This window comes from Arthrobacter sp. 8AJ (assembly GCF_902506025.1).
In the GTDB taxonomy this organism is placed as follows: Bacteria; Actinomycetota; Actinomycetes; order Actinomycetales; family Micrococcaceae; genus Arthrobacter.
Window position 1 is genome coordinate 1 of sequence record NZ_LR733290.1, and the last position, 12,202, is coordinate 12,202.

The 12,202-nt window shown below is 62.8% G+C and carries 12 protein-coding genes; 9 read left to right on the forward strand and 3 right to left on the reverse strand.

All coding sequences use genetic code 11. The features are described from left to right. The first annotated feature begins 118 nt into the window (after positions 1–118). Positions 119–1,027 (forward strand): DNA-processing protein DprA, encoded by a 909-nt coding sequence (dprA, locus tag BACI349Y_RS19700; protein ID WP_159636003.1) that lies wholly within the window; start codon positions 119–121, stop codon positions 1,025–1,027. Positions 1,028–1,392: 365 nt separating this feature from the next. Here dprA and BACI349Y_RS19705 read toward each other — a convergent pair whose 3' ends face one another. Further along, positions 1,393–2,184, reverse strand: a complete 792-nt coding sequence (locus BACI349Y_RS19705) for a hypothetical protein (RefSeq protein ID WP_159636006.1) — start codon at positions 2,182–2,184, stop codon at positions 1,393–1,395. Between the two features lie 493 nt (positions 2,185–2,677). Between BACI349Y_RS19705 and BACI349Y_RS19710 the strand changes: the two genes are divergently transcribed. Continuing rightward, complete coding sequence (locus BACI349Y_RS19710) at positions 2,678–4,180, forward strand: ParB/RepB/Spo0J family partition protein (protein ID WP_236561113.1); 1,503 nt, start codon at positions 2,678–2,680, stop codon at positions 4,178–4,180. 268 nt (positions 4,181–4,448) lie between these two features. Here BACI349Y_RS19710 and BACI349Y_RS19715 read toward each other — a convergent pair whose 3' ends face one another. After that, positions 4,449–4,757, reverse strand: coding sequence for a hypothetical protein (locus tag BACI349Y_RS19715; protein WP_015061974.1), 309 nt, complete (start codon positions 4,755–4,757; stop codon positions 4,449–4,451). Positions 4,758–5,449: 692 nt separating this feature from the next. Between BACI349Y_RS19715 and mobC the strand changes: the two genes are divergently transcribed. The 4 genes from mobC to BACI349Y_RS19735 all read left to right on the forward strand — a co-directional run bounded on the left by mobC (position 5,450) and on the right by BACI349Y_RS19735 (position 9,119). Continuing rightward, a complete protein-coding gene (gene mobC / locus BACI349Y_RS19720) occupies positions 5,450–5,842 on the forward strand; it encodes a plasmid mobilization relaxosome protein MobC (RefSeq protein ID WP_159636009.1) in 393 nt (130 codons plus the stop codon). Then, positions 5,842–7,401 (forward strand): relaxase/mobilization nuclease domain-containing protein, encoded by a 1,560-nt coding sequence (locus tag BACI349Y_RS19725; RefSeq protein WP_159636012.1) that lies wholly within the window; start codon positions 5,842–5,844, stop codon positions 7,399–7,401. The genes mobC and BACI349Y_RS19725 overlap by 1 nt, the downstream gene beginning before the upstream one ends. A 17-nt stretch (positions 7,402–7,418) precedes the next feature. Further along, the gene (locus BACI349Y_RS19730; RefSeq protein ID WP_159636015.1) at positions 7,419–8,207 is read left to right on the forward strand and encodes a hypothetical protein; all 789 of its coding nucleotides are present in this window, start codon (positions 7,419–7,421) and stop codon (positions 8,205–8,207) included. Between the two features lie 201 nt (positions 8,208–8,408). Further along, entirely contained in the window at positions 8,409–9,119 is a 711-nt protein-coding gene (locus BACI349Y_RS19735; protein ID WP_159636018.1) for a hypothetical protein, read from the forward strand. 41 nt (positions 9,120–9,160) lie between these two features. Here BACI349Y_RS19735 and BACI349Y_RS19740 read toward each other — a convergent pair whose 3' ends face one another. After that, positions 9,161–9,757: a hypothetical protein gene (locus BACI349Y_RS19740; protein WP_236561115.1), complete on the reverse strand. Its 597-nt coding sequence runs from the start codon at positions 9,755–9,757 to the stop codon at positions 9,161–9,163. 385 nt (positions 9,758–10,142) lie between these two features. Here BACI349Y_RS19740 and BACI349Y_RS19745 point away from each other — a divergent pair, with 385 nt between their 5' ends. The 3 genes from BACI349Y_RS19745 to BACI349Y_RS19755 all read left to right on the forward strand — a co-directional run bounded on the left by BACI349Y_RS19745 (position 10,143) and on the right by BACI349Y_RS19755 (position 12,123). Next, positions 10,143–11,018 (forward strand): hypothetical protein, encoded by an 876-nt coding sequence (locus BACI349Y_RS19745; protein WP_159636024.1) that lies wholly within the window; start codon positions 10,143–10,145, stop codon positions 11,016–11,018. Beyond that, positions 11,005–11,220 carry a hypothetical protein gene (locus BACI349Y_RS19750; RefSeq protein ID WP_159636027.1) on the forward strand — a complete coding sequence of 72 codons (216 nt, stop codon included), beginning with the start codon at positions 11,005–11,007 and terminating at the stop codon, positions 11,218–11,220. Before BACI349Y_RS19745 ends, BACI349Y_RS19750 begins: the two co-directional genes overlap by 14 nt. Before the next feature lie 726 nt (positions 11,221–11,946). Then, a complete protein-coding gene (locus BACI349Y_RS19755) occupies positions 11,947–12,123 on the forward strand; it encodes a CsbD family protein (RefSeq protein WP_137320645.1) in 177 nt (58 codons plus the stop codon). The last annotated feature ends 79 nt before the right edge of the window (positions 12,124–12,202 follow it).

The window sequence follows — 12,202 nt, forward strand, 5'->3', positions numbered from 1 at the left end:
CACGGGCACAGCTCCGCAAGCTTCGCCAGCAGCCAAAAACAACGGGGGGAGAGGGGAGCTGGCCGGTCACCTGAGCCGCCCCACCCACCAACCCTTTCGGCAAAAAAGGAGCAACACCATGAACGACCGCATTGCACGCGCAGCCCTGACCCGCCTGTTCGAACCAAACGACACCGTTGGGCGGACCCTCGTGGGCAGGCTAGGCGCGTACGCCGCGCTGCGGCTCGCCACCGGCGCCCAACCCGCCCACACCCTCCCGGACGTGACAGCCGAGGAACTGGCCGACGCGCTGAAGCGCTGGGCACCCCGCGTGCCGGAGCTGGACCCGGAAAAGGACCTGGCCACCATCGAACGCCTCGGCGGCGGTTTCCTCATCCCCGGCGATGAGCACTGGCCCACAGGCCTGGACGACCTCCCAGACGCGCCCCTGGGCCTCTGGTACCGCGGCAACATCGGAAACGGCATCCCCGACCCATCCAGCTGCGCCGCACTGGCCGGATCACGTGACTGCACGAGCTACGGCGCGGCCGTCACCGGTGACCTCGCCTACAGCCTGGCCCAGCGCGGAATCTGCGTCATCGCCGGCCTCGCCTACGGCATCGACGCCCACGCCCACCGCGCCGCACTGGCCGGAAGCAGCGGAGAAGGCCCGGCCACCATCGCCGTCCTCGCCGGAGGACTGGACCGGGACTACCCTTCGGGCAACGCCGACCTCGCGGCCGCGATCCGCGCCAACGGACTCACCCTCTCCGAGCTGCCCCCAGGAACGGCGCCCACCCGGTACCGCTTCTTGCAGAGGAACCGCATCATTGCAGCCCTTGCCGGGGTGACGTGTGTCGTGGAGGCCCGCTGGCGCTCCGGTGCCCTGAATACCGCCCACCACGCCGAAACCATCGCCCGGCACGTGGCCGCCGTCCCTGGCAGCGTCCACAGCGCCAACTCCGCAGGGTGTCACCGGCTCCTGAAAGAAGGAGGCGCGGAACTGGTGACCGACGCGGCCGAGCTGACCGAACTGCTCGCCAGCTAAGCCCACGGGTGGCCGGTCTTTCGGGGCCGGTCACCGCGGGCGGTCCGCCGTCGTGGCCGGCTTTCGCTGATGGTTGGCGGCGGCGGACCGCCCATCCCGCAGCAACCAAGTGCCGGGGCGGCGCCCGCCGGCGGCAAGCCTGGGCTGGTGGTGTCGTTGGGTTGTTCCTGGCCCGGGAGAGGCAGGCTCGCAGGGCTCGCCCTGGTTTCCGCTGCGCTGCAACCAGTTGAAGGGCGTCCGCTGGCGCGGCCGGCTGCTGGGTGCTGGCGGTCCGTCGCAGAGCTCCTGCCCGTCATCACCTGCTATGTCTGCGACGATGCTCCTATAGTCGTCAAATCCCGGAGGGCGCCGCTGAACGCGGCAGCCTAGATTTTGTCCGGGTGAAAGGCCTCAAACCCCTCGGGTATCCCTCCGAGGGGGCCATCCGGCAGGGGAGTGCCAACGTCTCCCATAAAGACTTCTGTTTCCTGCCGCTCCTGCAAATTGCTCACGACTACGTCCTCTGTGAAGACATCTTCGGATAGCTTAAGGATCCCCTCAGCCCGCAATTTGATGATGAGGTTCAGCGTCATTATTGTGCTGACCATCGCTATTGCGACCAACATTGCTGCAGCTCTGTATCTCTCATTGATGCCGAAAGCATCGCCCTCGGCTCGCCGGAGGAGGTCGGCGTGCACAACGTCCCCGTAAAACCACGCCAACCCCAGCGCGTTGTCCGTTGCCGCGGTAGGTTTAGGGGCGTCTTCCTTCTGTACCTGGACGTAGTATGCACGAGCCTTTCCCGCTGGAGGCTGGACTTTTTTCCAAATTTCCCGCAGGTCTCGGATGGCCTCATCCCTGAAATCCGGTTTCCCATGGCCTAGGTATGACAGTGCCTTAAGCGTCTTACCCCAATACACAGGCTCGGAATTGAGCAGAATGGGGCGTACCCGTGCAGCGGCCGATTCAGTCGTTTCCTCATCGGGTACGGGGCGTGTCAGAAATTGCTTGCCCGTGGAATGGTCGAACTCCAGAGTCATACTCCCTTGAGCCAACGCAAGCAGAGCCTTTTGGTCGGCAGCCAGGGAATGCTGGGCAACTCGCCTTGCACGCAATACGAATGCCTCCACCGTTGCCCGATGCAGCCCAGCCAGTTCTTCCCGCTTCACTTCATCCATGCCTCAACCATGACATGAGCAACCTCTCCGTACGCCTCCAGACCGCCATGGACCGGCTTTCGCCCGCTGGCAGGTTCTGAGCCGGCAATTCATGCGAGGTGCATGCTCGCAGGGCTCGCACCCGTTTGGGCGTCCGCTGGCGCGGCCGGCTGTGGGGTCCAGTGCCGGCTCCGCAGGGCTCCGCCGTCCCTGGCCCTGTGTTGTCTGCGACGCTTTTTGGCTGCTGTCCTGACGGATTCTACGTGTCCGCTCCGGTCGGTCTAGCCCCTCCTTCGTCGGGGCCTGCAGGCCCCAGAATCGGCTCCGGCGCTCCTTCGTCGCTGATTTCCTCCGCAGATTCCACGGCCCTTGCCCTGTGGGTAGACAGGCCTCCGTCGGCCACAGCTCCGCAAGCTTCGCCAGCAGCCAAAAATCAACGGGGGGAGAGGGGAGCTGGCCGGTCACCTGAGCCGCCCCGCCCGCCAACCTTTCGGCAAAAAAGGAGCAACACCACATGAACGCAGCACCCACGCTTGAAATGCTGGACCCGGCCACGCTGACGGTCGATATCAATGTCCGTAAGGACGCTGCCCTGACCGCTGATTTCATCGCCAGCATCAAAGAACATGGCGTGATGGAACCGGTGATCGCCCACCGCAAAGAGGACGGGACCGTGCACGTGCTGATGGGCCAGCGCCGCACCCGCGCCGCCGTGGAAGCGCAGCGGCCGCTGATCCCGGTGATGATCATCGAGTCCCCGGAGGAGGCCGAACGTATCGTGACGCAGGTGGTGGAGAACATTCAGCGCGCTGAACTGACCGAAGCGGACGAGGCCGGCGCCTACCACCAACTGTCCCTGATTGGTGTCTCGGCGGCCGCGATCGCGAAGAAGACCGGGCGCACCAAGACAACGGTGGAGTCCGCATTGAAGGCCAGATCCTCCGACGCGGGAGCCGCCGCCCTGGGCAAAGGATGGACCATCGAGGAGGCGCTGCTCATGGCTGAGTTTGAGTCAGATGAAGAGGCCTCGGCCGAGCTCGAGTCGGTCATCATGGACAAACCTGACCAGCTTCTGCACGTCGCGCAGCATCTGCGAGACCGGCGCGAAAGCGCCGCCGCCCTCGCCGCGCTGATCGCCGACCTGGAAGCCCAGGGCAAGACCATCGTGGAGGATGCCGGACACTACGCCGACGACGACAACCTCTACGTCACTGCCGCCAAACGGGAGGACGGGGAACCGGCCACCGAGGACGACGCCAACGCCGTTCTGATCACCACGGACTACCGGGGCCAGCACCGGACCCACTCCGTGATCGCGGGGTGGAAGGACACGGGCTTCGCACCGAAGTACGAACGCTACGACGGCGGCCGCCCAGCGCAGAAAGGCCCCATGACCGAGGAGCAAAAGGCCGAGCGCAAAACCCTGATTGAGAACAATAAAGCGATGCTGTCCGCGCAGGTGGTACGCCGTGAATTCGTGACCGGCCTGCTGTCGAAGAAGCAGCCACCCAAGGGCTGGCAGTACTTCACCGTCCACGCGATCACCCACCACCCCGAAACGGCCAGCGGTTACGACGGCGAGGTGGCCGCGGGAATGGTCGGGGCGAAGGTTGACGAGCCGAAGACCTGGGCGTGGAACCCGCTCCGCACGCACGTGGCGAAATCCACCGCGCGGCCCGAATTCTCCCTGATCGCACTGATCTGCGCGGGCTATGAGAAAACGATCGCGAAGGACTCGTGGCGGTCCCCCTCCCAGACTCACAGGGACTACCTGAACCAACTGGTTCTTTGGGGATACAAGGCATCAACTGTTGAACAGCTGATCATCGACAGCGGCAAGCCAGCCGAGGAAGAAACCCAAGCGGCCAAACTCCAAACCTTGCCGGGCGGAACACCACCGCCCGGCAAGGTTTCCCCGCCATTCACCACGGCAGGGCCGGGAACCTCGCAAACGTCGGGCGGTCCGCCGCCCGGGGCGAACCACGGCAGCCACTCACCAGCGGCGGACCGCCGTTAGGCGCGGCATGGGCAGAAGCTCACCAGGAGTGCCGCGCACACCAACGTGACGGGTACGCGGCGTCGTCCGGGTCGCGGCATTAAAAGCCGCCGGCACACACGGGGTGCCTAACCAATGCACACCTCATGGCTGCGCTAGAGTCAATGAAAAATTTCCTTTTGCCGAAGGACAAAAAAGGACCGGAATGTTCCGGTCCTTTTTTGTGTGCAGCGGCTTTCAGGGGTGTCAGCGCGGCGGCTTGGGTTTCACAACAGCGTGGGTTTTAAGCTCACTCTTCGCTGAAGGATGTGCCGGATTCCTGGGCGGCATCCTGTTCGGATCCGGCGGAGCGCTTTGCCGTCCGCCGGCGCTTTACCGCAGATGGTTCAAGGCCAAGTTTCTTCAGTTCCTCCGCGCTCCATCCATCCCGGGTGGCCTGCACGTAGGCGCGCTTGTCATCGCGTTCGGCCGCCACAAGCTGGTCCCGCAACTCGGTAATTCGCTGGCGGCTCTTCACCAGGGCAGTGACGGATTCAATGCGGGAGTCCAGCAGCGCGCGGGCTTGGTTTCGTGTCTGTTCAATGTCGAGGGTAGCCATGGATCCAGCCTAACGATCATCCCGACGCCGGCTCCGCCGGACGCGCCCATCCTGGCATGACATGTCCGAGGTAACCGGAGGATCTTGCGCCAGGAGATGGGCGTTCCGGGGATCGTTGAACCAGTCCCGCAGATAGTCGTCGGAGTAGCTGACGGTTCGTGCTGTGAACTGGAAGTATTCGGGCCCGATGCCGCGCCGCCGCCACTGCCGCAGCTGCATCGGGGAAACCCCGTATTGCCTGGCCACTTTGGTAGGTGAGATGAGAGCCAAAACTGTACCTTTCGCTTGCCCTATGCCGCGTTCCTTTCGGCACGCTTGCCGAAACTTGGCCGGTGAAGGAATTGGCCAGTTGGAGCGGCCGGACCGTGGAATACCGGAGCGGAGCGAGGATATGCCGCGAAAGCCGGCTGCGGAGACTTGCCAAGGAAGGACCGGGCAGTAGCCTCAACCAGCCGAAACGGAACGACGCAGTCGTTTTGAACAAGTCAGACGCGCAGCGTCCTGCAGGGCAGTGCCAAGGAACCACGCCAAGCGCTAAATGCGGGCGCAGGTGATTTCCCGGAGCAAGCTAGAGAGTTATGTGCCATAACCCGCGTGTCGAGCCACGGCCTGCGGCCCTGGATGCGGCACACTCGTCAGTGTGGCCCGGAGATTCCGGGGCGCTGCGCTGGGCATTGGGGGAGGGGGCCGGGATGACTGAAGAGCCGAAGTCGCCACGCCGGATCTCCCGCCGCCGCCGCGCCAACATTGACGGCGACACCCAGTACGTGCGGGTGTCGATGTCGGAGTTCGAACGCGCTCAGTTGAAGGTGCTGGAAGAACGGACCGGGCGCAGCCCGTCGGAGATCCTTGTCAGCGCTGCCCTGTACGCGGAGAACTCGGAGTCGCTGGCTGAGCGGCGGGCGATGGCCGTGGAATTCATCGCGGCCCGCCGCTACCTTGCTGCCCTGTCGAACAACGTCAACCAGCTCGCCCGGCACGCGAACGCCACGGACGAATTCCCGGAAGCAGCCCGCACGGTGTTGACCCGGGTCCGTGCCGTCGCTGACCGGATCAATTTAATGCTGGATTCGATGGTGCGCTGATGATTCCCAACATCACCAAGGGCACCCGCATGCACGGGCTCATCGCATACCTTGCCGGTCCCGGCCGGGCGAACGAACACACCGACCCGCACCTTGTCGCGGGGTCACCGTCGATCATGGCCTGGCACAACGACGACGAACTGAACGCCGACGCAGCGCAGGCCATCGCAAAGGAACTGGACCGGGCCCGAAGCGTCCTGGGTGTCGAGATTACCGGCGGCCACGTCTGGCACTGCTCCCTTTCGCTGCGCGCCGAGGAAGGCGACCTGACCGACCAGAAGTGGGCTGAGATTGCGCAGGACGTCATGGACGAGATGGGGTTCACCGAAGCCAGCGGACGGGCCCCGGCCCAGTGGGTGGCGATCCGTCACGGCCACAGCAAAGCCGGAAACGACCACATCCACATCGCGGCCTCCATGGTCCGCGAGGACGGCACGAAGTGGAGCAGCTGGCGGGACTTCCCCCGGGCACAACAAGCCGCCCGTGAGCTTGAGAAAAAGTACGGCCTGGAAGAACTTTCACCCACGCATTCCACCCGTGGCCTCCGGCCCGGTGAGCGTGAAGCCTCCGAACGGCGGGGAGCCCCGGAACCGGAACGCCGGTCCCTGGAACGCAAGGTCCGCGCCTGCGCGACTTCCGCCCAGGATGAGGCCGAATTCATTCGACGCCTGCGCCGCACCGGTGCCCTGGTCAGGCCTCGGTACGCGTCCGGACGTGACGACGTCGTGGTCGGCTACAGCGTGGCAGAACGTCCCCCCAAAGGTGGCCGGCCGGTCTGGTTCGGAGGCGGTCACCTCGCCAAAGACCTTGCCCTGCCCAAGCTCCGTGCCGAGTGGCCTGACACCCCGCAAGGTGCCGCCGAGGCCGTCGCGGAATGGCAGGCAGCTGCACGTGGACGCCGCCCGGTCACCATCGGCCGCGAAGCCCACGAACCGGACCCGCAATTGTGGGAACAATACAGCGACGAAGTTGCCCGGCTCCGCGAAACGCTGCGCTCCGCCCCCCTGGACGATCACGCGACCTGGGCGCACGTTGCACGCGAGACATCTGGCGCCTTCGCAGCCTGGTCCACGGCAACCGAGGCAACGCCCGGACCACTCGCAGCAGCAGCCGACGAGCTGTCCAAGACAGCACAACTGCGGCGCTACCCGGTCCGCCCCATCCGCAGCCCAGGACCATCTGCCCGTGGAGCCTCACTCATGCTCATGGCAGCTTCGATGGGCGGCACCGGAACCGCCGCGCAGGCAATCATGCTGCGCCAGCTGCTCAACGTCGCTAAGGCCGTCCACGACATGCACAAGGCCTCAAATGATCTGCGCAGAGCACACCAGATCAGCCACATGGTGAAGCAGCACCTAAGCAAGGTCGCGGCCGCACTACCCAGCGTTCCAGCGACCACGCTCACAGCGGATAGCGAAGCTGCCGCCGCGGTACACGCGAGTACAGCCGGCCAGGTTGCCGGTCGGTCCGCTGGCTCCGTGCTGCCGCCGAAATACGTGCAGGCACGCACTCAAGCGAGCACCCGAAGCGGGAGTACCCGCCCAGACATTGAGAGATAACACCAAGGAGGGGAACCATGAGCGAATCTGACGGCATTGATGAGGCTCTTGAGGGAATGTCGCGCGTTGCGCTGACCGTCGCCGGCCGGCTCGGTGAGCAGCTGGCCAGGGCACGCGAGCAAGAGCTGCGCCGCGCCCAAGCGGCCGAGGAACAACAGGCCCGCGAACTGCAGGCTCGGTTCGACGCGGAGCGGGCAGTTGCCCGTGCACAGCTCGCTCCCGTCATGGACAACCGGTGGTGGGAAACAGCCAACGGCCGGGACATCGAAAGGGCACATGAGGCGGCCACAGCGTGGAAGGACCACGACCCGGCGGCGCGCGACGCGGCGGAGGTGATCCGTGACCAGGTGCAGCGCCGCTACGGTTTGGACGTGGACAATCTCGGTGCCAATGAAGCGATGGTGGCGGAGGCCCTAACTAAAGCCGAGCGGGACCGTGAACAGGCAGAACAGGAACGCCGTGCCGGCCGTGGTGAAAACGCCCAGGCTGTGCAACTGCTGGCCGAAGCCGACCGGGAAGACGGGGACCGTGAACGAGACGTCATTGAAGAGAACCAGCGCCCTGAAGCGCTGCGTGAAGATGCGGGGATCAAGTACGACTCAGCCGAACGTCGTGCGGACTTAGCCGCCAGTTTGGAAGGTGTCGCTGATCGCGAAGCCGTACAGGCACGGCTCAGTGCCGATCAAGACCAAGGCACGCCACCCAGCGCCTCCGTGGCCAAGGGAGCAGGGCGGAATCCGAAGGCCCGCAAGACACGCGGAGCCAGCGGCCAGACCAAGCTCCTGCAAAAGGGCATGAGCCGGTAGATCCAGGGCCACTGTCCTGCTGTGCCTGTAGCTGGGCACCTTACACAGGAGCCTTTCCCGACTTGAGTCTGTGCGGGCTAATCGGAGGCGCTCCAGCTTGTTCGGTTCTGGGCCTGGAGTTTAGGTGCAGTCATCACCATCTGTTTAGTTCATGATTGGGAAGTCCCTATGTGCGCAACTAGAGCCACTGCTAGTGGAACTGTGAAGAAGAATTTTTGGTTCGACTTCGAGGATCTACCCGGGGATCACATCGGCTACTTTGTCAGAACGGATCAAGCGAATCCGTTCATTAGTGCTGATACTCAGCCCGTAGAGGAAGCATTGGCAGGTTTCTTTCGGGCAGCGGGCCTGCGAGCTCTGAAGGCTCAAGGTAAACCTGTTGGGAGTACGACGGCTGCCATGCTTGTGGCTTTGCTTCCGAAACTCGTTGGCCCAACGATTTCTATCGCTAAATTTTCTATGGGGTGGATGGCTAACAAGGCGTATCAACGGCGGCGCGAGCAGCTTCCACAAGTCAGCATCACTATCCTGGCCGACCATATGGATCCCGTTCGGCGCGGGGAAGTGGCAGCTTATGATTCGGCTCGGACCATTGCCATTCTCCTTCCGGAGTTACTGGCTCATCTGCAGGAAGCCTTTCCGGCGCGACAATTTCGCCTGAAAATACGGGCTCGTGGGGCAAGGGTTGAGCATGTGGAGCTGCGCCTAGGGGCCCTGCCCCTGAGCGACAAGAACGTACTTAGCATCTTGAAGCTCTTAGACCAGGACGCGCCAAAGCTCACGATCATGCACACAAAGGGTTGGTTTGGTCGACCGACCGTCGTGGCGGCCCGGTGGGTGGGACCACCGGATCTCTCTCGGATGGGAAGAGTGTGGGGCCTCGGCAAGACTTGGGGTGTGGAGGAACCCTAGACGAGGTCGATCGCCCGAGTGTGAGGTCGTCGCCCTTGTTCCTAGTTACTCTCCATGTTCACTGGTGGAACTTCCCAGCGTTTCTGGGCTCCCTGCCTGCTGATGCCAAACGCTTTACCGATCTTGTCCCAAGAGACGCCCGACGCCCTGGCGGCGGCCACGGCCTCGTCGAGCTGGGCCTCGAGATCTTTCAAGCTCTGGCCCAGAGTGCGGATGGTGTGCAGCGACAGGTCCGGGGCGATATGCCGGTGCCACACATCCAGGAACAGCGGCTCCAAGTCTTCCCGGTCCCCTATATCAGCGGCGTCGGCGCTGGAGGGATCCCCAGCGTAGAGCCTGTGGGCGGCAGGGTCTTCATCAGCAGGGTCCCAGACCCGTGTCCACAACGGGTCCAGGATGACGTGTTCCCGGAACGGAACACAGCTGCAGGCGACCCGCCAGCCGACCACCTGCGACGGCGGCCGCCATGCGTCCCTGCCCAGCTCATTCTCCTGCGCGACCGGCCGGCCGTCGGGCGTCATCAGGTTGATCTCCATATCCCTGCCACCGGACCCGTACATGCCGTCCGCGAAGACGCAGACCACATAGCCTTCGTGCTCGCTGCCTTCGGTGAACCAGCCCATCGTGCTTCCCTTCATCGGCCGCCAGTTGCTACAGTGACAGTATGGTCGATGACAACTCTTGTTGACAAGCGCTGTAGCTATAGCAACTCTAGTTGACATAATCATAATTATCGGCGTTTGAAGAAGAACGGGGGAGTGCATGCAAAGAGGCTGTTTCCTTTCGTCATTCCTGGCTTCTTCTCCGGTCTCCCTAAGTCGGAAGTGCTCGGCCAGCCCCCAGGAGATGCACGAAGCAAAACTCCTAGCAGAGCCCCGTATGAGGCAGGTCCTAGTACCTGCTCCAGGAGGATGGCAAGCTTCCCAAACAGGTTGAAGCCGAGCTGGAGCTGTTGCGCAGCCTGCGCCGGCCGAGGTTTGGAACTTCACAGCCAGGGCTTTGGGCCCGGTAGATCCAGAGACGTTGAACGCGATAGCCAAGATCCTCGACGAGGCGCAGCGCTGTTTTGTCGGTGTTTCGGGGGAAGATGCCTACATCATGACGGAAGAGCAGATACAGGATATTGCCAACAGGGTTATTGCTGCGCTGGAACAGCTGGCGCCATCCGACCCCGGATTCAGGCTCGCTGACGCCAGTCCCATTGCGGTCCTCATAGCCGCTGTCGTAGCACTTCTCATTGGCCTGGCGACTGTGAAACAGAAGCGTGAAGCCGATGCCCGGAGCGAGTGGTGGAAGCGGACTCAATGGGCCCTCGAAGCCTCTGCCTCGAAAGACCCGAAGATGTATGCCTATGGCACAGGGATGCTCGACTTGCTGGCCCAGAGTGAGCTTGCCGGGCCCAAGGACAAGGAGCTGCTCGACGCTGTCTGGGAGACCGGTGACACCGGGATGAAGGACGAGGACATCGCACAGCTCATCAAGGAGGCCAGCGAGCAGGACGATCTCTCGGCGGAGGACCTGCTGTCGCTGATAAGTTTCGCTTCCGAGGATTTCGATGTTCTTGAACAACTCAGGGAGCAGGCAGACAAACTTCCGCCCGAGGATTCTGCGAAGGCTGCCTTGATATATGGCGTGATAGCCGGCCATGAGGCGATGGCGGCTATGGACGCTAAAGACGCCCGTGCCGCCGCCCGTGCTGCCGATGCACCAGGCGCATCAGGCTCGACAGAGCCGCCGAAACCCGTAGATCATGCGGATATTCCCAGCGGTAAGTTTGCGCGTTTCCGCACATTTTTCAAAAGGGTCGGAAACTCAGCGAAGCCTGCGTCCGTAGACGATTCACTGACCCCGGGCGATAATGTAGAGGACACGAAGGAGGTGCACGATGGCAACAGGTGAGTTCAGAGTCATTCGCAAGAATCGCAAGGAAGAAGTGTTCGACACCCTGCGTCGCGAGATCCTCGCCGCTCGGCTCAAGGTCACCTTGGACGAGCAGCTGAAGCGTCCGACATCCCCCACAGTCAAACGTCTGGCTGGCATGAAGCTGCCACCGATGGTTCGTCCGCATCGCTCTGTCGGTAAAACCCGGGTCCCGAACTAGTTCGATCCGCTAAATCCCGAGCAAAGAAGCCCCCATCCGGATCACCCGAATGGGGCTTCTTTTATTGTCTATTTTGCCTTGAGGTCAGTCAGGCAGCCTGCAACTATGATGCTAAAGGTGTTGTCTTTGACCTGGGGTCATTCGCGCTGCCGGGGATGCAGTCCAGGATGTCCATCTCGTTGATGCCGTACTCCTGGCGAGATTTTACGAGTACGCATCCCGCTCGGTTGTAGCAGTGTCGGAGCCGCAAAGGCGTTGTTCAGGGCCAATTTGATTTCGGTCATCTAAGGGCTGCCGTTGAACGAAATCAACAGCACCACACCTTGGTTGGCCGGGCATCTTGCCCGGCGTGAATGCGGCATCAATGTAACCGCTGACGGCAATACGACTTCTCCCTGGAATTTCACTTCAGCTTGAACCCCTCAGGCTGTCAAAGACGGCCTGCTTGAGCCCTAGGCAGCTTTACGGAATATAAGCTATCGGCTCTTTAATCCGATAGCAGAAGGGGCTATGGAAGCTCCCGATTCCACGGGGAAAGCCAGGGTTCTTCAGACGGAATCTGTGCCTACCGTGCGCGATACTTCCTGGTAATGCTGAGGCGCTGCAGTCAGCTGACGCATGATCCCACGCACTAGAACCAGGCGTGGACTTGAAAACAAGATCCTAAGCATGCTTATGATGCTTGTAGCCGCGTGCGAACGGCTGCCAACCAGAGGAGGAAACACCATGGGATTGGGCGACAAGATTGAGAACGCCGCCGAGAAGGCCGGCGGTAAGGGCAAGGAAGCGGCAGGCGCTGCCACAGGCGATGAGAGCCTGCGGACCGAGGGCCAGGCCGACCAGGCCAAAGGCGATCTGAAGCAGGCCGGCGAGAAGGTCAAGGACGCCTTCAAGAAGGACTGACGAGACCACAGAGAAGGACGCGCCCAGCGAACGGGGCGCGTCCTTTTGTTTGCCCCGAACAGGAGCGGGTACGCGCCAT